22 protein-coding genes and 5 pseudogenes are annotated in these 22722 nt (G+C 30.2%); 19 read left to right on the forward strand and 8 right to left on the reverse strand.

Annotated features, from left to right (window positions below):
- Positions 1-467: 467 nt before the first annotated feature.
- The 3 genes and pseudogenes from ACA31_RS02310 to ACA31_RS13220 all read left to right on the forward strand — a co-directional run bounded on the left by ACA31_RS02310 (position 468) and on the right by ACA31_RS13220 (position 2288).
- Complete coding sequence (locus tag ACA31_RS02310) at positions 468-1733, forward strand: condensation domain-containing protein (RefSeq protein WP_057511772.1); 1266 nt, start codon at positions 468-470, stop codon at positions 1731-1733.
- A 299-nt stretch (positions 1734-2032) separates the two neighbouring features.
- Positions 2033-2116, forward strand: a pseudogene (locus tag ACA31_RS13605) (copper-transporting ATPase); the annotation flags it as partial.
- A gap of 31 nt (positions 2117-2147) precedes the next feature.
- Entirely contained in the window at positions 2148-2288 is a 141-nt protein-coding gene (locus tag ACA31_RS13220; RefSeq protein ID WP_156393399.1) for a hypothetical protein, read from the forward strand.
- A gap of 188 nt (positions 2289-2476) precedes the next feature.
- Here the strand turns inward: ACA31_RS13220 and ACA31_RS13610 are convergent.
- Positions 2477-2864 (reverse strand): annotated as a pseudogene (locus ACA31_RS13610) (Lrp/AsnC family transcriptional regulator).
- Positions 2865-3003: 139 nt separating this feature from the next.
- On the opposite strand from ACA31_RS13610, the gene ACA31_RS02315 reads away from it, so the two are divergent.
- Positions 3004-3555, forward strand: coding sequence for a cysteine hydrolase family protein (locus ACA31_RS02315; RefSeq protein ID WP_057511773.1), 552 nt, complete (start codon positions 3004-3006; stop codon positions 3553-3555).
- Positions 3556-3664: 109 nt separating this feature from the next.
- Positions 3665-4213 carry a GNAT family N-acetyltransferase gene (locus ACA31_RS02320; RefSeq protein ID WP_057511774.1) on the forward strand — a complete coding sequence of 183 codons (549 nt, stop codon included), beginning with the start codon at positions 3665-3667 and terminating at the stop codon, positions 4211-4213.
- Between the two features lie 91 nt (positions 4214-4304).
- On the opposite strand, the gene ACA31_RS02325 is transcribed toward ACA31_RS02320, so the two are convergent.
- Positions 4305-4706: an Lrp/AsnC family transcriptional regulator gene (locus tag ACA31_RS02325; protein ID WP_082587037.1), complete on the reverse strand. Its 402-nt coding sequence runs from the start codon at positions 4704-4706 to the stop codon at positions 4305-4307.
- Positions 4707-4822: 116 nt separating this feature from the next.
- Here ACA31_RS02325 and ACA31_RS02330 point away from each other — a divergent pair, with 116 nt between their 5' ends.
- The 3 genes and pseudogenes from ACA31_RS02330 to ACA31_RS02340 all read left to right on the forward strand — a co-directional run.
- A complete protein-coding gene (locus tag ACA31_RS02330) occupies positions 4823-5596 on the forward strand; it encodes an MBL fold metallo-hydrolase (protein WP_057511775.1) in 774 nt (257 codons plus the stop codon).
- 90 nt (positions 5597-5686) lie between these two features.
- Positions 5687-6841 carry an MFS transporter gene (locus ACA31_RS02335; RefSeq protein ID WP_057511776.1) on the forward strand — a complete coding sequence of 385 codons (1155 nt, stop codon included), beginning with the start codon at positions 5687-5689 and terminating at the stop codon, positions 6839-6841.
- A gap of 304 nt (positions 6842-7145) precedes the next feature.
- Positions 7146-7442 (forward strand): annotated as a pseudogene (locus tag ACA31_RS02340) (GNAT family N-acetyltransferase); the annotation flags it as partial.
- 230 nt (positions 7443-7672) lie between these two features.
- On the opposite strand, the gene ACA31_RS02345 reads toward ACA31_RS02340, so the two are convergent.
- Both ACA31_RS02345 and ACA31_RS02350 read right to left on the reverse strand, forming a co-directional pair.
- Positions 7673-8839 (reverse strand): ArgE/DapE family deacylase, encoded by a 1167-nt coding sequence (locus ACA31_RS02345; protein WP_057511778.1) that lies wholly within the window; start codon positions 8837-8839, stop codon positions 7673-7675.
- 210 nt (positions 8840-9049) lie between these two features.
- On the reverse strand, positions 9050-9376 hold the full coding sequence (locus ACA31_RS02350) for an NAD(P)-binding protein (protein WP_082587041.1): 327 nt from the start codon (positions 9374-9376) through the stop codon (positions 9050-9052).
- A 416-nt stretch (positions 9377-9792) separates the two neighbouring features.
- Here ACA31_RS02350 and ACA31_RS02355 point away from each other — a divergent pair, with 416 nt between their 5' ends.
- From ACA31_RS02355 to ACA31_RS02365, 3 genes are all read left to right on the forward strand, one after another.
- Positions 9793-10626, forward strand: coding sequence for an alpha/beta hydrolase (locus ACA31_RS02355; protein WP_057511780.1), 834 nt, complete (start codon positions 9793-9795; stop codon positions 10624-10626).
- Positions 10627-10817: 191 nt separating this feature from the next.
- A complete protein-coding gene (locus ACA31_RS02360) occupies positions 10818-12284 on the forward strand; it encodes a carboxylesterase/lipase family protein (RefSeq protein ID WP_057511781.1) in 1467 nt (488 codons plus the stop codon).
- Positions 12285-12905: 621 nt separating this feature from the next.
- Complete coding sequence (locus tag ACA31_RS02365; RefSeq protein ID WP_057511782.1) at positions 12906-13337, forward strand: universal stress protein; 432 nt, start codon at positions 12906-12908, stop codon at positions 13335-13337.
- 71 nt (positions 13338-13408) lie between these two features.
- On the opposite strand, the pseudogene ACA31_RS02370 reads toward ACA31_RS02365, so the two are convergent.
- A pseudogene (locus tag ACA31_RS02370) lies at positions 13409-13879 on the reverse strand (ATP-binding cassette domain-containing protein); the annotation flags it as partial.
- Between the two features lie 194 nt (positions 13880-14073).
- Here ACA31_RS02370 and ACA31_RS02375 point away from each other — a divergent pair.
- The 5 genes and pseudogenes from ACA31_RS02375 (at position 14074) to ACA31_RS02385 (ending at position 17583) form a co-directional block, all read left to right on the forward strand.
- On the forward strand, positions 14074-15582 hold the full coding sequence (locus ACA31_RS02375; protein ID WP_057511783.1) for an NAD(P)H-binding protein: 1509 nt from the start codon (positions 14074-14076) through the stop codon (positions 15580-15582).
- A 19-nt stretch (positions 15583-15601) separates the two neighbouring features.
- Positions 15602-15790 (forward strand): annotated as a pseudogene (locus tag ACA31_RS13045) (TspO/MBR family protein); the annotation flags it as partial.
- Between the two features lie 180 nt (positions 15791-15970).
- Entirely contained in the window at positions 15971-16183 is a 213-nt protein-coding gene (locus ACA31_RS13335; RefSeq protein ID WP_172793145.1) for a hypothetical protein, read from the forward strand.
- A gap of 103 nt (positions 16184-16286) precedes the next feature.
- Complete coding sequence (locus ACA31_RS02380) at positions 16287-16892, forward strand: FMN-binding negative transcriptional regulator (RefSeq protein WP_057511784.1); 606 nt, start codon at positions 16287-16289, stop codon at positions 16890-16892.
- Positions 16893-16953: 61 nt separating this feature from the next.
- Positions 16954-17583 (forward strand): LysE family translocator, encoded by a 630-nt coding sequence (locus ACA31_RS02385; RefSeq protein ID WP_057511785.1) that lies wholly within the window; start codon positions 16954-16956, stop codon positions 17581-17583.
- A gap of 324 nt (positions 17584-17907) precedes the next feature.
- Here the strand turns inward: ACA31_RS02385 and isaB are convergent, their stop codons facing one another.
- Together isaB and ACA31_RS02395 are read right to left on the reverse strand one after the other, a co-directional pair.
- Positions 17908-18501, reverse strand: coding sequence for an immunodominant staphylococcal antigen IsaB family protein (isaB, locus tag ACA31_RS02390; RefSeq protein WP_057511786.1), 594 nt, complete (start codon positions 18499-18501; stop codon positions 17908-17910).
- A 405-nt stretch (positions 18502-18906) separates the two neighbouring features.
- A complete protein-coding gene (locus ACA31_RS02395; RefSeq protein WP_057511787.1) occupies positions 18907-19821 on the reverse strand; it encodes a LysR family transcriptional regulator in 915 nt (304 codons plus the stop codon).
- A gap of 188 nt (positions 19822-20009) precedes the next feature.
- Here ACA31_RS02395 and ACA31_RS02400 point away from each other — a divergent pair, with 188 nt between their 5' ends.
- The gene (locus tag ACA31_RS02400) at positions 20010-20765 is read left to right on the forward strand and encodes an SDR family NAD(P)-dependent oxidoreductase (protein WP_057511788.1); all 756 of its coding nucleotides are present in this window, start codon (positions 20010-20012) and stop codon (positions 20763-20765) included.
- A gap of 39 nt (positions 20766-20804) precedes the next feature.
- Positions 20805-21227: a lipocalin-like domain-containing protein gene (locus tag ACA31_RS02405; protein WP_057511789.1), complete on the forward strand. Its 423-nt coding sequence runs from the start codon at positions 20805-20807 to the stop codon at positions 21225-21227.
- Between the two features lie 358 nt (positions 21228-21585).
- On the opposite strand, the gene ACA31_RS02410 is transcribed toward ACA31_RS02405, so the two are convergent.
- On the reverse strand, positions 21586-21801 hold the full coding sequence (locus ACA31_RS02410) for a hypothetical protein (protein ID WP_057511790.1): 216 nt from the start codon (positions 21799-21801) through the stop codon (positions 21586-21588).
- A gap of 134 nt (positions 21802-21935) precedes the next feature.
- Here ACA31_RS02410 and ACA31_RS02415 point away from each other — a divergent pair, with 134 nt between their 5' ends.
- On the forward strand, positions 21936-22673 hold the full coding sequence (locus tag ACA31_RS02415) for an SGNH/GDSL hydrolase family protein (protein WP_057511791.1): 738 nt from the start codon (positions 21936-21938) through the stop codon (positions 22671-22673).
- The last annotated feature ends 49 nt before the right edge of the window (positions 22674-22722 follow it).

Genomic DNA, 22722 nt, shown 5'->3' on the forward strand with positions numbered 1-22722 from the left:
ATTTTATTAATTTTTTGACAATTAATATCAAAATAGTTTATGTTATTATAATAAGTGATATTAGTAAATAGTTAAGATAGTTTCAGAAAGCTAATGGCAAATGAAAATTAGCACAGCTATTTATGAATTGGGCGCTTATGTATTTCTTAATAAATTAATAAACAATGAGAGAACAGTTAATATTATTAATACAGGTGGTACCGCGCACGAGCGACCTTTTAATCAAAGGATGTTCGTGCGTTTTTTAGGAGGAATAAAATGGATGTTTCGTACAAAAATTAAATGCAGATATTACCCCAGAAGTTTTAAATAAAGATGGTTCTTAGGGAATAAGAGATTATAAAAATGACCTTGATAATTTGAAACTCAAAGAAGAAAAAGTTGAACAATTTTCTTTTAATGATGTAGAATATTTTTAGAAAAACACACTATACTTATATCAAGATATAAATAAGGAGAAAGTCAACTTGAATACATATCCACTATCTATTGCACAAACGAAATTTCTGAAAAATGAAATAATTAATAAGAACTCTAGCATTAATAATATTGCAGGTTTACTGAAATTAGGTACAAAGTTTAATTACGATCAAATAAATCAAGCTATAAACCAATTAGTATTTAACCACGATAGCCATAGAATACAAATAACAATTAAAAACGAAGAATATTCACAATATATTAAAGAATATGAAGAAACAGCATATCCCTTTTTAGACTTTTATCAGGATCAAGTGAATTTTGATACTTGGTTAAATGAACAAGCAAATATAAATATCTTTGCTTATGACGAAATTTTATATAAATTTTATATATTAAAAATGCCTAATGGTCATTTGGGATTGTTTACAATACAAAACCACATAATAGCTGATGGTTGGAGTATGACATTGTCGATAAATTATTTTATAACGTATTTGACTAATGGTGACATAGAAGCTATTTCTAACTTATCATTTATTAATAACATTAAAGATGAAGAAAAATATTTAGAATCTAAAAAATTTGAAAAAGACGAATTATATTGGAGAGGTAAGTTGAAACATGATAAATTCCAAACAAAATTTGAGAAGCTTCATTTAGAACATCTGTCTTGTAAAAGACGTACTATTCAGTTAGACGCTATATTAACGGAAAGAATAAATTATTTTTGTTTAAATAATAAAGTTAGTATTAGTAATTTATTCGCTGGCATTATGTTTGCTCTTATTGATAAAAAAGTAGTGAATAAAATTAATAAGCTTGGTTTATTAATTCATAATAGGATAAATAAAAATGATAAATTTACAACCGGCAATTATACAAAACCTTTGCCACTCATCATAGATTCAAATGTCGATTTATTATTAAGTGAATATATAAAAAAAGTAAAGAGAGAATCATTTAATGTATTGAAACATAGAAGGTATCCAATTGACAATTTAGTAACAGAACTCAATATTAATGGTAATATACTAGATTGTCTTATCTCTTTCCAAACTGCAAGTTATAGTCCCACATTTATAGAAAATGAATTTTTAGAAAAAAAACTTGAAATTGATACTATTGCCATCCCTTTAATAATTCAAATTTTCAGTAAGAATAATGAAGGAGGCTATTTATTGCATTATGATTATCAAGATGAAGTATTTAGTTTTGAAGAAGTTAATGAATTGCATGGAAATATATTGAAGATGCTTAATGAATTAGTGGAAAATTATAATCAAAATTTAGATGAAATTAATTTTGTATAGTACTTCTGCACGTGAACGTCGAGTTAATTAGAAACCGAATTATTTAAATAACATCCACAAACGATCTTTATTAAGATAAAATTTGATTTTGAAACGATTAAGAGACTTCCTTTCAAAAGGAAGTCTCTTTTAATATCTCTTCTAATAACCATGGATTATGTAAATTAAAACATGCACAAAACGTCAATTATATAAAACACGCGTATCACCCATAACAATTAATACAATAGACAGTAATTGCATAATTAATTTTTCAGGGATAGCCTCAGATATCTTAAGACCACTTGAAATCTCCACACTTTCTATTATCACCTGTCGTAGGCGCAGTACTAATGTCTTTAAGTACGATTATCGTAGCAGTTAATGCTTTTATATTAAAATAAAGAGCCTAAAAACCAAAAACAAGAAGAACCTATGGAACATAAAAATGAGAGTAAGAATCCAGATGATGTGAAGATCACAGACGATAGTGAATTTAAAAAAGATGATGAAGTTACTATTACAGCAGGGCATATGCCTAGTATGAAAGGTGCAGGATCTAGAAAGATGATTTAGAAAAAAAACCTTTATATGCTGGATTATAAATAAACAGGAACGATGAGATGGTTAAGAATCATAAATGGATGACAATTGACGAACGAAAATTTCATTTTAATATCTACTAAATCAATGATATTAAAATGAAATCTAAGCAACATCCTATTCCTTTTGAAGACCATCCTGTATTTTGTTGACGGTTAATTTTATAAATATTTGTGATCTTTTCTTTGTATATGCTCGATTTTATTAACAGAAAGATATAATGAATAATTACCATAACTTAATAGATTTTGTAATAAATCATTGAGTTGCTCATTATTTTTTACTTTGAATTTCAAGTGGTAGCAACCGTCCCCCGATATTCTATGTGCTTCTAGAATAGGAGTGGATGAATTTATATAATCTATAAAGCGTCCATGTTCTAATGATGTCATATATAATTAAAAAGACTAGCATTCCAGTACACAATTTGTTTTCATCTATGTGTAATGTATAAGCTTTAATGATTCTCTCATCTTTCATTCTTCGAATACGATTGCCAACAGCTTTCCCAGACATATGAATCGTTTCGCCAATGTCTTTCCATTGCATACGTGCATTATCAGATAAAAGTTTTAATATTTGAATGTCGATGTGAGCTACCTAAGTTGTTTCACGAGCTTATCAATAATAAATCTATTATACGTTATTATTATAATTGTATTATAAATTAAAAGGTAGGGTGATAGATATGAATACAGCACTAATTGTTATAGATATTCAAGAAGATTACTTTCCGAATGGAAAATTCCCGTTAAGTAATCCTGAGAATGCGGCAAATAACGCTCAAAAAGTACTAGAGTATTTCAGATCAAATCATAGTGAAAATATTTTCCATATTCAGCACATTGCACCGGATGACTCTTTTGGTTTCTTTGAACCTAATACTGAAGGTATAGAGATTTATGAAGCTGTGAAACCTAAAAATAATGAAACAGTTATTAATAAGCAATTACCAAATAGTTTCATAAACACTGACTTACAAGAAAAACTTCAAGAGAAAAATATAGATAATGTCGTAGTTGTAGGCATGATGACGCAAATGTGTGTAGATGCTACAGTAAGAGCTGCAGCAGATTTAGGTTATAAAGTAACATTAATTGAAGACGCATGTGCCTCAAGCGAACTAATTTATAAGGAACATACAGTTAGCGCTAAAGATGTTCATTATTCCTTTATAAGTGCATTGAAATTTGCCTATGCTGAAGTATATACAGTAGCAGATTTTATGGATCAAAAATAAGAAACAAACATTTGTTATACTCTCTTAACGGGCGTTGAAAGTACCGCATAGCTGAGGTAGTAGTTTTTCTAGTAGATGTATCATTTAACATGATAGAGTGGGGATTTTTATGAATTTACAATTTAATCATATAACTAAAAGATCAGTAGATTTAAAAAAAGTAGAAGACTTATTCTATCAATCATTTCCAAAAGATGAGCGACTTTCAATTGATTTGCTTTTATATAAAGCTGATTTAGGTTTTGGAAAATTATTAGCAGTTTATGATAATAATTCATTTGTTGGATTTACGTATTTAGTCACTTATGAAAATTTAACATATATACTATATTTAGCAGTAGATGAAAGTCATCAATCAAAAGGTTATGGGGGTCGTATACTTTCTCTTATCAAAGATGAGTATTGTCAAAATCAACTGGTATTAAATATAGAAACTTTAGATGAATCAGCTCCAAATTTCCCTCAAAGATTAAAAAGAAAGAACTTTTACAATCGCAACGGTTATAACAGTGCGAAACTAATATATAAAAATCGTTTCGGAGTATATGAAGTTATGGTGAATGGCGAGGGAAATGTAAATAAAGACACATTTAAAGATTTAATGAAAAATTTCGCAGATTACTCATTATTCTTATATTTAGAAGTAGAAATAAATTGAATTTTGAAAAGCATGTTCACTATTAAAGTTAAAAATAGCGGACATGCTTTTTCTATTATCTACCTTTTTCACAATAAATTCTTAAAAATACTTATATAGTCATTAATACCTCATAATTTGCATGCTTATTTAATCTTTCAAGAAAATGATTCAAATCACTTTGGTCAGGAAATCTACATTCAATTAAATAACAAGCACCACCTATCACTTTATAATTATTTAAAACGAAAATATTTTCTTGATTTATGAAATCAATATAAGGTTTATGTGAAATTTTATGTGTATATATGCTTATGAATACATGAATATTACAATTTAAAGCCTCTTGATTTAAAGAGATAGTATAACCTGTAATAATATTATCATTTTCTAACTTTTTAACTCTGTTGTTTACAGCCTGGCCAGTTAAGTTTAGTTTTTTTCCTAAATCTTTCATTGATATTTTACTATTTATTTTTAATTCGGATATTATAACCTTATCTAAATCATCCAATTTACTTCCTCACTTTCAAATTTCTAGTAATTGCCCAAAATGTTTTTCAAATTTATATTTAATCAAAATTATTCATCGATTAGAATTAGTATATAAATTTAATCGGAGGTAATTTTATGAAAATAAATCATATCAGAAATGCAACGAGCGTTATAGAATATGCGAACAATAGATTTTTAATTGATCCAATGCTAGGAGAGAAGGGGTCTTTTGAAGCTTTTCCTAATTCACCTAGACAAGAACAGGGAAATACAATCGTTGACCTTCCAATGTCAATTGATGAAATTATTTATAACATTGATGCAATTATTTTAACACATTTACATCTTGATCATTTTGATGAAGTTGCACAACAAGTTCTAGATAAAGACATACAAGTTTTCGTACAAAATGAAAACGAAGCTAATCAAGTTCGTAATGTAGGATTTGAAAATGTAGAAGTTTTAACTGAGCATATAACTTTTAATGGTATTAAGTTAATTAAAACGCCTGGTGAGCATGGTAGGGGAGAAATTATAGAGACGATGGGCCCCGTATGTGGTGTCGTTTTTGAACATGAAAGTGAACAGAAATTATATGTTTCTGGAGATACGGTGTGGTATAGCAAAATACAAAAAGTGATTAATAATTACAAACCAGAAATAATAATTGTTAACGGGGGAGATAATCAATTTTATAATGGCAGCTCACTTATTATGAATGGGTATGATATTTATCAAGTTTCTAAAGAAGCACCAAATTCAAAAATTATAGTTGTTCATATGGAAGCAGTAAATCATTGGAATTTATCTAGAGATAGTTTAAAGGAACTTACAACTGAACTAAATATGGAGTCGCAAGTATTAATACCAGATGATGGTGATTATTATACTTTTGATAAACTATCATAAGTTTCATTAACGTTTAAAACATGAAAAGAACAGAATAGAACAAGTCTACTAACTTAGTTTTATGTTGCTTATTCACAGAAAGGAGGAAGCATGGAAAATAAAATATGGACAAAAGATTTTATAATTTATTCAATTATAAACTTTTTATTAATTTTAGTATACTTTCTATTAAATTCCACTATAACAACCTACGCACAGATTGAATACAATGCATCTAGTAAAATGATGGGATTGATCGCCGGAATTTTTATAGTAGGCGCGCTCATAGGCAGGCTGTTTATTGGTTTTTTTAAAATAACAAAGAAAATGTTTGTTATAAATATATTGTTTTTTGCATTAACAACAATACTGTATTTTATAAAATTGGACGAAACTTTCTTGATTATTGTACGTTTGCTAAACGGTATTTCTATAGGCGTAACCACAACGATTGTTGGGACAATCGTTGCGTTAGTGATCCCCGAGCATCGTAAAGGTGAAGGTATTAGTTACTTTGCCGTTAGTACTGCTTTAGCTACAGGCTTAGGACCATTCATCGGTATTTCCCTCACGCAAAACTCAAATTTCGTGAATATTTTTTATATTAGTTTTCTTTTTGGCATTGTTAGTTTAATATTTTCGTTTTTAATAAATGTTCCTGACAATGATAATCGTAAGAACTTATCATTCAGAAACTTATTAGATAAACGTACACTTCCAATCGGATTTATAATATTCTTAAGTGCTTTTTCGTTTTCAGGTATAGTTTCATATATTAATTTGTACGCAATTGAGATTGACCTTGTAAAAACAGCTAGTTTTTTCTTTATTCTATACACAATGGCAGTGTTATTTTCCAGACCATTTACAGGTAAAATTGTCGATATACATGGTCCTAATATTATCATGTACCCAGCATTCATCCTCTTTTTTATAGGGTTAGTAATGTTAAGTATGAGTCACCATAGTTGGATAATGATGTTATCTGCAATACTGATTGGTCTTGGTTTTGGTAATATTTCTTCAATTACACAAACGATTGCTATAAGTAATGCCAACCCTCGGAGTGTAGGTTTAGCAACATCTACATTCATGATATTTATGGATTTAGGTAATGGAATTGGTCCCTATGCGCTCGGATTTATTATTCCGGTTTTAGGATATTCTGACATGTATAAAGTTCTTTCATTAGTAGTTATATTTTCAATTTTTCTATATATTATTTTAAATAATAAAAAAGCTAAATATAGTCAATCAAATATTTAATGTACTATAGAAAAAGTGATTATCTGTTTGATTTTGAAACGATTAAAACACATACATATTATGTATGTGTTTTTTTGCTATAATTATATCTATTAATGTAATTAATAAGGGTGTGTGCAAAGATACTTGAAAGTAAAAGGTTAATTATGAGTAAGCCGCAATTATCGTTTTCTGAAGAATTATATAGGATTCATTCTAATAAATTAGCAACTCAATATACTCCTAAGAGAAGGCACACAACAGTAGATGATACTAAAAAATGTTGAAGGAATGGAGAGAATATTAGAATAGTAATAATTATGGATACTTCATATTTATTGAAAAAGAAAGTGAGAATGTAATAGGTAGTGGTGGCGCAGAAAAAATGGAATTTGCGAAAAAAGAATACTTTAATTTATATTATCGACTGGATCCTAAGGCAACAGGTAATGGATATGCAATCGAGGCTATGGTAAAGATTTTAAATTGGTTACACTATGAAATAGACAATACTTTGTCTTTTGTAATAAGAACTGATAAAAGTAACTTAGCTTCTATAAATTCAGCTCATAAATTAGGATTTCAAAGGGATACTAATTTTGATGATTTTACAGATGAATGAGACGTCTTTTTTTAAAAAAACCTAAGTTAGTGACTAAAATATAGTAATTCATACCAAATTTTAAAACGTTCGTTATTAGTATAGAGATTGATTTTGGAACAATTAGAAGACTCCTTATTTAAAAGAAGTCTTTTAACTGTGTCTTATTTCCTCTTTCGATAGTTAATGATATAGTTCAAACAGATAAATGTAATGAATTATATCATTTATGATAGAGAAATATTGGTTATTTATTTTTCATTTAAATATTGAAGTAGTAATTGACTGTATAAATCAACAAATGTTAGATAAGTATCTTTATAGACGTATTCATCGACTTGATGTGCTTGTCCAGTTTCACCCGGGCCATACATAACAAAAGAAAAGTTTTCATTTTTATCTTTCATCAAATAGGAAGCGTCTGTAGTTGCAGTTGATGATGTTAATTCCAAATCTCTATCGAAATATTTATCACCAAAATCTTTCGATAGTTTTAAAAATCTATTGTCACCTGTAGTATATACTGGATCACGATTTACGTAAGGATTTACGGCAATATCTCCCTTACTTTCTTTTTCTACTTTATCTTTTACATTATTAAAGAGTTCTTCAAATTTTTTATTATCAAAAGATGGAATCGTACGCATGTTGAATAATGATTCCGCATATGCGGGAATAGAATTTACTTGATCACCACCACTAATAATAGTTGAATTCATCGTAGGTGTTCCTAATAATTTGCTATTTTCATCTACTTTATCGTATTCAGCATTTAAATAATGTATAAAGTCGACTAATGGGTTAATAGCGTTAAAACCTAAATCTGGCATTGAACTGTGTGCCGATTTGCCTCTTGAAATGACTTGTATATCCATTGTCCCTTTGTGTGTATAAACGATGCCATCTTGAGAAGGCTCTGCAATAAGTAATGCTTCTACATCATCCATGTAACCTTTGTCATGTAATAAAGCTGCGCCATTACTTGTCACTTCTTCTCCGGCCGTGGCCATAAATCGAATTGTCCCTTGGTTTAAAGTATTAGCTTCTTTAATTTCAATTAAACTAATCGCTAATGCTGCAAGTCCGGACTTCATGTCAGCTGAACCACGCCCATGTAATCGTCCTTTGTCATCTTCTGTTAGCTTGAATGGATTATAATTCCAAAGATTAATGTCACCTGTTGTTACGACATCCATGTGCCCTGATACACCAACCACCGGATTACCATTACCAATTTCAGCCACTAAATTTGCTCGAGTAGACTCTCCTTCTAACTTAACAACTTCTGATTTTATACCATATTGACTAAATAAATTTTTTAAGTAATGTGCGACATCCAGTTCTTTTTCATTTACTGATTGAATTTCAATAATATCAGACAATATTTTTATACGTTCTTCACTTGACAGTACAGTCATATAAACACTCCCTTTTAATTTTCAAAAGAAATACTTTATACTTTACCACTCTCTTCAATTTTCAAAACTTTAAGATTAATTTTAAACGACGCCTATTAAGACAGAATTTAATTTTGAAGTAATATAGAGCTTGAAGTGTTAATGGAAATTCTTTACTATATTATTTTGAAACAATAATACTTACATTTAGACATTACTTTCTAATATTATCTATTTGAACTGTAACTCCATAAGAATTACATTTCCATTGTTGTCGATTACTCTTGAAGCAGCGCTCCTTTTACTCATGATTTCTTCGAATTCATGAGTAAGTCCAGCTCTTGCAAGTGCAATTTGCCCATCACGTTCATGAATATCTAGTTGTCCACCTTGGGTACGAGCATGCATAGACATATCCTTTTCATAAATCGTCACAGAAATCCCATTCACTTGGAGAACACGTGCAAGCGCAAGTCCACCAAGCCCAGCTCCAACAATAGTAACTTCATCCGTATTATTTTCCGCTCTTGAACGTTGTTTATTAAAAATGGGGTTCATAAATTTACATATAGGCTTATAATACATTACAAAGTATAAACTGAGTTATTACACGTGCAATGAACAACCGAGTTAAATCTGTTCAATAAAATTAGAGTTAAACTATTTATACATTCTGAAAATATCAAAAATTTTAATGGATGGGTAATAACTTTATAAGATTCTGAAAATCTTTCATTTAGTATGATAATTTATTGATAATAAGCCGTTATATCTTTATGTGGTTTAATTAATGCAGACATGGATGATTATGTAAAAAAATGAAAAATTTTTTCAACATGTTTGAAACAGTTATAGTTTTAAATGTACTTACAATCTTAGAATATAAATACCAGATAAATGAAAGAGATTTGTCTAATAAACAACTTAGTGATTACATTGTTTATTTATTTTATTAAAATTAGGAGGATTCAATTATGAATACATTAGAGTTAAAAGGTGCCCAATTAAATTACTATAAAATCGGCCAAGGTCCTATTCTCATTCTCGTTCCTGGTGCAAACGGTACTGGTGACATTTTTTTACCATTAGCAGAACAATTAAAAGATAGATTTACAGTAATTGCTGTAGATCGACGTGACTATGGCCACAGTGAACTAACTGAGTCACTTCCTGCGCGCGCTCAAAATGGCGATGATGATTATCGTGTGAAACGTGATGCAAAAGATATTGTTGAATTAGCCAAATATTTAAGCGACGAACCTGTTTATATCTTAGGTTCAAGTTCTGGTTCAATCGTTACAATGCATGTATTGAAAGACTATCCTGAAGTTGTAAAAAAAATTGCTTTTCATGAACCACCAATCAATACATTCTTACCAGATAGCAAATATTGGAAAGATAAAAACGATGAAATAGTCAATATAGCATTAACTGATGGTTTACAATCAGCGATGACAGTTTTCGGGGAGACACTTAAAATTTCACCATTAGATGCTAAAAGTATGTCTCAACCTGTATCTGAAGATAACGAAGCACAAAAAAGACAATATGAACGTATGCTATTTTGGGCTGAATATGAAATCAGACAATATACGCATTCTGATATCTCTTTAGAAGACTTATCAAAACATAAAGATATCGTTACTTTATTAAATGGTACAGATTCTAAAAGATCATTCCCACAAGATGTTAACTTTTATATTGCTGAACAAACAGGTATAAAAATTTTAGATATTCCTGGCGGTCACTTAGGTTATGTTCAAAAACCAGAAGGCTTTGGTAAAGTATTAGCAGAAATGTGGAGCTAGAATTCTTTTGGTAGAGAATATGCTCGGCTATTAGAATGGAATAAACATTCTATAGACATAAAATCCCATGTGAAAAGGGCTTATTCAATTATCATAGGGAGAATGAAAAGTATTACATTTGAAAAATACTTTATATTAAATGAAGTAAAACGGCTTCTCTCATGACGATAAATTGCAAAGGATGATGAATAATGCGAACTCGTATAGATCAAGGTATTGTCGAAGGACTTTTTAATGACTCTGTTTATAAATTTTTAGGTATACCTTATGCAGAACCTCCTGTAAAAGAGAAACGTTGGCGCGAACCTCTCCCACCAAAGAAATGGGAAGGTGTTTATAAAGCAACGGAGTTTGGCCCAGTGTGTCCACAAAAAGGTGGGGCAAGTTTTGACCTTAGAACGATAAAGCAAAATGAAGATTGTCTCTATATTAATGTTTGGACCTCCGATATTAATAGTAATGAGCAACAGCCTGTTATGGTTTGGATACATGGCGGTGGTAATCTGGGTGGCGCTGGTTCAGAAGATGCTTTTGATGGCACAGAAATGGCTAAACAAGGTGTGACAGTGGTTACTTTTAATTATCGTCTCGGAGCTTTTGGTTTCTTGGCGCATCCTGATATAGGATGTAATTTTGCTGTACTTGACCAAGTTGCTGCTTTAGAATGGGTCGCTAATAATATAGAATCTTTTGGAGGAAACCCTAATAATGTAACAATATTTGGTGAATCAGCTGGCGCACAGGCTGTAAGAAATTTATTGGCAGTTCGTCGTGCAAAAGGATTATTTCACCGTGCTATTATACAAAGTGCTGGTTTTGAACCTTATGTGTTTGCCTCAGAATCTTCCTATGAGAAAGTAAAAAAAGTTACAGATAAAATGTTTGATAGATTAGGTAGTAGCAATTTGAAATCATTACAGCAAATACCTACTAATAAAGTGTTAGAAGCCTCTCATGAATTTTCAGGGGTATTTCCTCCACCTGGACAAGTTCATACACCGGCCAATTTAATTTGGAACCCGGTGCCAGATGGAGATGTTATATCCAAAGAAGGTTTTCCTGGATGGGGAAAGGATGTACCAGTTTTAATCGGTTGTGTTGAAAATGAAGCACGTTATTTCATTAAGCCAAATAAATCATATACTAGCGAAACCTTGAAAAACATGGTTCAGGCGCTGGTTGGTCCAGTAAGTAAACGTGTGTTACAAATATTGAATAATGATAATTTAACAATATATGAATCTTTAGATAAATTGTTCTCTACTGCAGTGTGGTTTGAGCCCTCTTATGCAACGGTTAAACGTTTCGAAAAATTAGAACGAAATGTTTATTATTATCATTTTGCGAGAGTTTCTCCAGGTGGTAATAGAACAAAAGAGTTAGCTAAACACACCTCAGAAATCAGATATATTTTCGGGAATCTAGAACCTAATGAAGCCTATGATGAAAGAGATACAAACATCTCAAAAGAACTACAACATGCATGGATAACATTTGCGGAAAATGGCATACCTAGAAACCAAGATGGTTCAGTTTGGCCACGTTATAATAGCAAAGCCCCTTACATGACTTTGATAAAAAATGAAATTGTTAGTTATCCATTAGAAATTAACCAACTTACTCAAGTTATTCATTCATTAAGAAAAGGGAATATTTGAGCTATTGAATTAATGTTAAGAAAAATATGTAAAATAAAAAAACACTGATTTTCATTTGTCTGATTCTAAAAAACAAACGATATATCTACAAATCAATTAAAATACTTCTTGTCGAAAAGAAATGTCTTTTAATGTATCTCCTGATAATTATGGCCATATTAATTCTATATACGGATTTTTAAAATTTAAGGTTCAATAAGTGCTTTTGCATACAAACAATGGTTTATTCTTTCATTATTAATGAAGTAACCCCTTTTTACCAATTTCAACCCAATAAATAGGGGGGCCGTAGATTGGAATGTTCATTTCTGAGGACACTGTTTCCATCGGTCATTTTTCTTTTTTTAACATTGAAAATGAGTTAAATAAAAGGTATTTGATGAATAAGTTATGCAATCACGTGGTACTTTAAAGAGTAAGAGGACAAGTACGAAATTGAAACCATTATACGCATTAATTGCTATAAATGTAATTGTACTCTGTAGCATCAACATCAAAGAATGTAGAAATAAGGGATTGGTTCGCAACCACTCAAAGCCTAAAAAAAGGGAGGTTAATGATTCATAAATTAAATTCGTATTATAACTATTCTTCACTTTATAAGATAGAAAGGTGATTTTTATGTTTAAAAATATTTTATTACCATATTCTTTTGAAAATGATTTTAGTAATATTCCAGAAACTTTAAAAAATTTAATGGGTAAAGAGTCAGTTGTTACTATCTATAATGTTATAACGCAAAACGATTTGCTTGCTAGTGTAAGATATGACAATAAACATAAAAGCGATATTACTAAAGAAAAAGAACAAGAACTTTCACCATTTTTAGAAGAGTTAAGTAATCTTAGCATCAACTATAAGGTAGAAATAGATTTTGGACCTGTCAAAGATACAATACTTGAAAAAATTAGTTCAGGAACTTTAGAAAACGGACAATTTGATTTAATTGTTATGAGTAATCATAGAACTAGTTTAAACATTAAACATGTACTCGGTGATGTTACACACAAAGTTACTAAAAGAAGCCCTGTACCTGTCCTTGTGGTTAAATAATTATGAAACGATTAAGAGACTCCTTTTTTCAATAAGGAGTCTCTTTTAACATGCCTTCCGATAACCATGGATTATGTGAAACGATACATGTGCGTTACAATTAAAAATATTCTATTAAGGTATTTCAAATTGAGTATTCTATCGTTCATATGATAAATTTTATCACAATAAGCAGTTAGCCTTTCGTCATGAGTGACTATAATACAAGTTTTGTTTCTATTTTTAGTCTGTTCTTGTAATATTTTCATAACTTCCATAGCATTGTCAATATCAAGCGAAGCAGTAGGCTCATCCGCCAATATTATAGAAGGATTCATATAGAGAGTTTTGCGATAGCAACGCTTTGTTTTTGTCCACTAGATGTTTTACTTGGTAATTTACGCTCTAAGTCATTTAATCCCAACTGGGCCATCATATTTTTGTAATCTTCATCAGTTAAAATATCTTTTTTGTTTCTTTAACAGTTTAAACTGCTGTTTAACGCTTGAAAATGGAACTAAATTTGTTGCTTGTAAAATAAAATCAATTTCTTCCATTAAAATCAATTTAGGTTTTTTTCTGAAATTATGGGGAATATTTTCTATAAGAGACATAGAACTCTTCCCAGTAAATTGTATTTATTTTAAAACTACATGTTATATAACGTAAGTTTTATTTAAGCGAGGTGGGGATTCCTACTCGCTTTTTTTAAAAAATATAATTTATTTTGAACTTTATATGATAGGAGAATGAAAATATGACTAAAGTTTTATTAACGGGTGCCTCTGGTTATATTGGTGGACATCTTAAAGAAAAATTAAAACAAGATTCTAAAATAATAGCTATTTCTAGAAATATAGATAATAAAGAAAATGAAAAAAATGTAACTTGGAAATCTGCAGATTTGTTTTCGTTAAATCAGACTAGTAATGTAATGAAAGGCGTAGATACTGCCATTTATTTAGTACATTCAATGATGCCATCAGCAAAACTGACCCAAGCAAATTTTGAAGATATGGATGCATTACTTGCAGATAACTTTGCTAGAGCTGCTCGAGAAAACGGCGTGAAACATATTATTTTCATGAGTGGATTAATTCCAAAAACTAATACACTATCTCCACACCTAAGAAGTAGATTAGAATGTGAAAAGATTTTAGGTTCGTATGATGTTCCTGTCAGCACACTGAGAGCAGGACTAATTATAGGTTCAAAGGGAAGTTCATATCCGATACTAAAAAAACTGGTTGAGCGTTTGCCTATGCTTGTTTTACCTAGTTGGTCTTACAATATGACTTTGCCTGTATCGATTGGAGACGTTATAGATGGTTTAATTGCTTTGACTAAAAGGGCTCCTAAGGATAACGAATCAATTGATATTGGTGGCCCTGAACATATGACTTATAAGGAATTATTTAGACGTACTTCTAACGTACTGGAAAAACCTTTACCTATGGTAGATTTACCTATTATTCCAATATGGTTAAGTAAATATTGGGTGAAATTGATTTCTGGAACCCCTAAAGAAATGGTTTATCCTTTGATGGATAGCTTGATCCACGATATGGCTAGGAATAAAGCAAAAACCGTGAAAGATATTTCTATTGGGAAGATTAATTATGAAGAGAGCGTTGAAAAAGCTTTACAAGAAGAAAAAGATACTAAATCTAAAAAAGGAAAGACTAAAAAACATTCACTAAAAATCAAGGATGTTAGAGCCATTACACGTATAGATATCCCTAATGACTATACAATAAACGATATTGCAAATGAATATGCTGAATTTTTAAGACACTTCACTTTTAATTTTGTTAAAGGCGAAATTAATGATAACTATTTTGAAATAAAAATCCCTTTCTTAAATAAAATGTTATTATTGTTGGAAAAAGATCATGAGGCTTCTGATAATAATCGTGTTTTATATCGCATTATTGGTGGCGATTTTGCCTATTCAAATAATGGGGGCGACGCAAGATTAGAGTTCCGACGCATCTTGGATAGTGATAAAGGGTTAGTTGCTTTGCAAGAATATCAACCTACATTACCGTGGTCTGTTTATAAATTGACTCAAGCTAAAGTCCACAAAAGCGTAATGAATCTTTTTGCTAAAAAAATGAGCGGTTTAACAACACGTGAACAAAATAAAACGCATAGTATGAGTAAAATAGTTAAACCAATTGTAATCGCAACAGTAATTTTTACTCTTTTTAAGAAATACAAAAAGTATTTAGCCAGAGCAAACAAAATGTCTAACGCAGAATTATGAGGAGTGTAAATTTACGTCTATAATTAAAAATATAGCCAGAACAACCGTGCCATTTGTCGGTGGAAAATTAATTGGGAAATTTGCAGTTAAAAATGCACGTAAAGATTATAGAAAAAATATAAAGCCGCCATTTTCACCACCAGGATATATATTTCCAAAAGTTTGGCCCGTCCTATATGCGAGCATGGGTGTTGCATATACTATCCTTATTTAGACAGAACTTGATTTTGAAACGATTAAGAGACTCTTTTTTTCAATAAGTGGTTCTTTTATTTATATATTCTGATAATCATAGATTATATAAATAAAAGAACCACTTATATTCAATCATTTTTGGTTTAATGTTACATTAATATATAACTAAATATTGCAATTGCAATAAAATAATATGAAAAATCAATTGTTATATGCAACACGAAAAGGACAAAATGTGTATCCTTTTATAATAAGAGAAAACACGCATTCTAATGAAATTGCCATGATAGGATTTTCTGAGGAAGAGGTAATTAGATTGGGCAATATGCTAGAAAGAGTTAATAAGAATATATCAAGAGACTGGAAATACGTAAAAAAGGATACAAACGAGAGTATTAAACTATAACTCAATTACATGTATAGTTTTGTGTCAATATACTTTGCTTTTTATTTAGCTAATGGTTGTAAAATAAACACAATAGGGAACAAATTATTAAAGGAGGAATAACATGTATATTCCAAAATATTATAAAGAAAATGATATTCAAGAAATCAAATCATTTATGTTAAAACACCAATTTGTAACTATCATAACCAACGATGGAGTTAAGCCTATAGCGACTCATGTACCCATTAATATTCATGAAAAAAATAGAGCTTTATATATTACTGGTCATTGTGCTAAAAATAATGATCAATGGAGATTACTAAAGCAGTCATCAAACGTTTTAATTATATTTCAAGGACCTCATGCATACATATCATCGACTTGGTACGAAAAAGAAGATGTCCCAACATGGAATTACCAAAGTATTCATGTATATGGGAATAGTAGATTATTAAGTGAAAGCGAACTTATTGAAGATTTAACGTATTTGTTGAATAAATATGAAGGACATAGAGACAACGGAGCAACTTGGGACAATATGTCTGGGAATACACGTAAACAAATAAATGGAATTATAGGATTTGAAATTGAAATTAAGGAAATACAAGCCGCATATAAATTAAGTCAAACACGTAACGATAAGGACAAAAATAATATAATAAGTAAACTTAAAGAATCAGGCGACCATTTAGATGTTGCAATAGCAAAAATAATGAATAGAGAATAAACATATAAGTTTCAGAGGGGGATCAAGTTTTTATAAAAGCTTTAACAGAAGGTGGGATTGAATGTTTGATATTATTTCTTTTCAATTATTTTTTATTACTGCGGTTGTAATATGTTTAACACCTGGAATTGATACATTCTATATTTTAAGTAGAAGTATATCTCAAGGTAAAATTGCAGGCGTCTATTCTGTGTTGGGTATCTCTTCAGGAACAGTAGTTCATACAATTTTAGCGGCCATAGGTTTATCAGCTTTATTAAAAACTTCAGTTTTAATATTTACTATTGTTAAGGTTGTTGGTGCATTTTATTTATTATTTTTAGGCGTACAAATGCTATTAAAAAAAGAATCAAGATTGAACACTTTTAAAATGAATTATATATCACCCAAAAAATTATTCACGCAAGGCGTAATTACAAATGTTACAAATCCTAAGGTTGCTCTTTTTTACATCTCTTTTATACCACAATTTATTTCTACCGATAATATCTATGGGCCATTGCCATTCCTTATTTTAGGAATGATTTTTGTACTTATAAGTACATTATGGGGATTATGTATATCATTATTTTCTAGTAAAGTAACTGAAAAATTAAGAGAGAATTTAATTGTTGAAACTATACTAAATAAAATTACTGGGACAATCTTTATCATATTAGGTTTGAGTTTATTTACTATGAATAAAAATTAAAATTTTATCATAGTAACTGAAAAGGCTACTATTAATTGTAATGACACATTTAAAGAAAGCTGGACGACTAATATTAAAAGACTCCTTATTCAATAAGGAGTCTTTTTTATATGTCTTCTAATAATCACCGCTTATGTAAATAAGAGGCTGCTCACTATATAAATGATTAGCCTCTTTATAATATCAATAATTTTCTTTCTGTCTGCGAATTGAGCTAGTATCATCTCTAAAACATGCCCATAAATAGACCAATAGTCCCACCGATGATGTAGAGGACCACACTCACAACTAAGAAAAGTAACTACTTATATTTGTTGCTCAAATTTATTGTCCAATGATCATGTACATCAATTTGTTATTTTCGTCAAAGTACGCTGTGTATGAACCATTATTTGTTGCATATTTTACAAATGCGCCATCTCCTTGGTCACCACCATGAGTGGGACCTTCATCGATTATTTTATTAGACGTATGTGCTTTTTTAAACGTTGCTTTAGATACTGAGTCTGGTTTAGTTGCGAAATAAACTCGAATCACTTCATTATCACTATTAAAATCTACAGTTGTATCATAAATCTCTTTAGTATGATCATAATCATCGTCAACGCTTGTATCTACTTTATAGCCATTGATTGATACATTATCATACTTTAATGCGCGAACGAAGTTATAATCTTGTGTAAATGACGCATCGTAAGTTGTATAACCTTCGTAGTTATACCAGGGTGTTTCAGCTTTTAAATTTGCACTACTTTCAGTGTTGGCACCACTAGCACCGCCTTCACCATGTCCCCATTTTTGAACTTGCTCCGATGCTTGCACGTCTGAACTATTAGTTGTAATATATGCTGCTGAAGAACCTACGATAAGTGTTGAAACAACGACAGTTGCTGATAGCAATTTCCCTACTTTACGCATAATAAATCACTCCTCATTTTAATTACTTTCAGTTAAAGTGTAATTGTTCACTTTAATCATATACCTATTACTTATAAAAGCAAGTATAAATTATTTGTTGATAAGAAATAGTGAAGTAAGAATTTAAAGATTTTCAAATACATTAAACAATAGTAGGTTTTTTATATCTAATTAAAGTAATTTTCGTCTACTTAGAGTCTACCCTAATAGAACTATTAGCGATGCTAGTAAAACAGTATTTCTGTAAGTAGGAATAGGTTGTTAAAAATGATTGTTATTAAGACAGAATTTGATTTTGAAACGATTAAGAAACTTCTTGTTGAAAAAGGGGTCTCTTTTAATATACTTTCTGATAATCATTGATACGTTGAACAGAGAAAAACTTAACAAGTTTTAACAACCATATTATTTATTTGATTTAAATGTTCTTATTGCTAATTCAATAAAAGTTTTGGCAGCTTTTGAAGTGGGCATGTCTTTATGGTAAGCAATTGCAACAGTATTGTTATATTTATGAGTATCAAGTTTAAAATAATGGGCATTTTTATGTACGTTATTGTTTATAACACTTTCTGGTACAAATGTTATACCTAAACCCTCACTAGCTAGATTAAGTGCATTATCTACACTAATGGTTTCCATAACAATTTGGGGAGTAATCTTATAGTCGTTTAAAAATTGATTTGTTATTTTTCGTAATGTCATGTCTGACTTCAGTAAAATGAACTTTTTGTAGTTTAAATCACTGAATTCAAACGGAATATCATTAGAATATATATTTGTTTTTTCAATCAATGGTCGCCCACCTGGTATAAGTAAATAAATATTTTCCTTATATAGTATTTCGTAATTAATATTGTCATTATCAATAGGTAAAATAGTTAAGCTAATATCTATTTCTTTTTGCTCTAACAGTTGTTCAATTTGTTTTGATCTATCTTCAATTAATTCCACTTCAATTCCGGGATTCATACTGATGAATTTTGGCAGAATGTTGTATAGGTTATGCGACGCTAACATAGGATTAATTCCGATTTTCAAACGCCCTCTTTTTAAATTAGATATCTCTTGTAATTCGTACTCCATTTTATGGTACAGTTGTTCAATTTGATTAATATAAGATAAATATCGCTCTCCGGCATAAGTTAATGTAATAGGATTTTGCTCTCTATTAATTAAATCCGTACCAACGTCAGATTCAATGTCTTTTACAAACTTACTTAAATAAGGTTGAGAAATAAATAATTTTTTTGCAGCATGTGAGATGCTCCCGAATCGTGAAATGGCTTCCAAGTATATTTTAGCATTTTCTTTATACATCAGTTCACCACCTATATTTATTTATGATAATAACTATAACCAAAATGTTATTGTTTTAATAGTAAAAGACGTATTGTACAAAAGTATTTACTAGAGAGATAATAAATTTGTAGAGAAAAAACGTTAACGCGTTAAAGATATCGATATATCTTTTGAATATAAAATTAAAAAGATAGGAGTAAATGATTATGACAAGAAACGTTATAGTAACAGGCGCAGCGCAAGGTATTGGTTTTGCAATTGCGGAAGCTTTTGATAAAGAACAAGATCGTGTATTTATCTTTGATATGAGTAAAAATAAAGCAGAAGAAGCTGCTCAAGCGTTAGACCAAGGTTATGATTATGCGGTAGATGTAACCAATGAATCTCAAGTAGAAAAGGCAATACAAGAAATCATTAAAACATACGGCCCTATAGATGTATTAGTGAATAACGCAGGTATTCAATATATTGCAGCAGTAGAAGATTTTCCAATAGAAAAATGGAATCAAGTCATTAATGTAATACAAACAGGGACATTCTTAATGACTAAACATGTATTAGCCAATATGAAGCAACAACAAAAAGGACGTATTGTTACGATTTCATCAGCACATGGTGAAACTGCAGACCCTTATAAATCAGCCTATGTAGCTTCTAAATTTGCTCAAATTGGTTTTACAAAATCAGTAGCCTTAGAAACTGTAGACCAAGGCATTACTGCAAATGCTGTATTACCAGGTCCTGTACGTACTTCATTAATTGAAAACCAATTAGCTAATTTAGCGTCGCAAGATCATTCCACAGAACAAGAGGCTATGGAACAACATATTACAGGTAAAATGCCAATGAATCGTTTGTTAGAACCTAATGAAATTTCAGATACTGTAGTCTTCCTTGCCTCAGAAAAAGCATCAGCAATCACTGGTGAAACAATTAGTGTCTCAGGTGGTATGAATGCCTAACTCAATAAAAATAAAATTTTGAAAAAGGAGTTAATATCTATGACAAGTATAGAAGAACAACTTATTGGAACTTGGAAACTACTTACGTATCAAGATGTGGCAGAGGATGGCAGTATCTATTATCCACTAGGTAAAGATGCTACAGGATTTATTATGTATAATCCAGATGGTTATATGTCAGCACAATTAATGCAACAAGGTAGACCTTCATATGCTTCAGGTGACTTGCATAAAGGCACAACAGAAGAAATGGCTATTGCTGCAGAAGGTTATCTTGCTTATTCAGGAAGATTTAAATTAGATGAAGCAAACGCAACAGTATACCATACGATGGATGTAAGTATGAATCCTACATGGCTAAGCGCTACACAGCCAAGAGAATTCACGTTAAAAGATAATATTTTGAGCATTATAAATGGTAATAATAGGAATCAAAAACTCGTTTGGGAACGTGTGAAATAAATCAATACCAAATCATACAGTTTAACAATGTAATCAATAATTTTAAACGTTCTTTAATAATACACAATTTGAATTTGGAACGTTTATGATACACTCTTTTAAAAGGGCTTATGGCTTTTCAAAAAGTGCTGACGCCTGAAAGAATAACATTTATGAGAGACTACATACTCGAACCATATTCCTAGGCAAGTATGCACATACAAAATCGAAGATTGCATAATATAAAATAAGCACATCACTTTGTGTACTGAATTTATTCAGTAGAGTGATGTGCTTACTATTTTGCATTAAGAGTTATGTCCCAAATTCTTAAATCCACACTTTTAAGGTTACTACTTATTATAGTTGTTATTTAAATCTATTGACCAATTATTATTTTAGTCCAATTATCATTTTTATCAAAGAAAGCTTTATATGAACCATCATTTGTAGTATGAGGAATCATTGTAACACCATTACTATCTGGTTTAGCTTCATTGTCCATGTCGTTAGATGCATGTGCTTTTTTGAACTCTTCTTTAGATACTGTGTCTGGTTTTGTATTAAAACTAATTTGAATAACTTCATTATGCATTTTAAGAGACAAGGCACTCTAGCGGACACATTTAGAAAATATTGATACTTATTTAATTTTTTTGCTTAAAAAATTTTACAGTTGTATTATTAATTTGTAATAAATAAACTGCATGAGGTCTAGGAGGAATATGGATGAATAAGCTCAGCACAATTTTGCAAGCGACAGGCACATTAATTTCTTTAATAAAAAACATGCCGAATATTATTAAAGGTAACAAAGATGAATTTGCACCAAATGAAAGTTACTTAGATAAAAATAGTGATTTGAATAATAAAAAAATACTGTTTTTAGGTTCTTCAATTACTTATGGTGCTGCATCTAAAGGAAACTCATTTGTAGAATTTTTAAATAAAGAATATGGTGTCGATACAATTAAAGAAGCTCAATCGGGGACGACACTAGCTGGTAAACAAAATTCAAGTTATGTAGAAAGATTAAAAAGTAATGTTTCTACAGAAAAAATATTAGATGGCTTTGTATGTCAGCTATCCACAAATGACGGACGATTCAATAAACCTATAGGATCAATAAGTGAATCTTATAGTACATATGATTTTGATACGGAAACAACCATAGGTGCCATCGAATTTATTATTTCATATGTTAAAGAAAATTGGGATTGTCCTATTATATTTTATACTTGTATACGTGATAAAGAACCTTATTATGAATTTTTGATTAAAAAACTATCTGAAATAAAAAATAAATGGGATATTCATATTATTGATGTATGTGGGAATAAGATAGTAAATAAACTAGCGAATGATGATAAAACGATGATGGCTGATGATGCCCATCCAACTCAAAAGGGTTACCGATATTTGTATACACCAATATTCTCTGAAAAACTTAATGATATATTAAAATAGTCATTGGTTCGGAGACTATAACAGCAGCGTGTTTATCTTCAACATATAA

It is taken from the genome of Staphylococcus sp. NAM3COL9, assembly GCF_001431205.1.
Taxonomy (GTDB): Bacteria; Bacillota; Bacilli; order Staphylococcales; family Staphylococcaceae; genus Staphylococcus.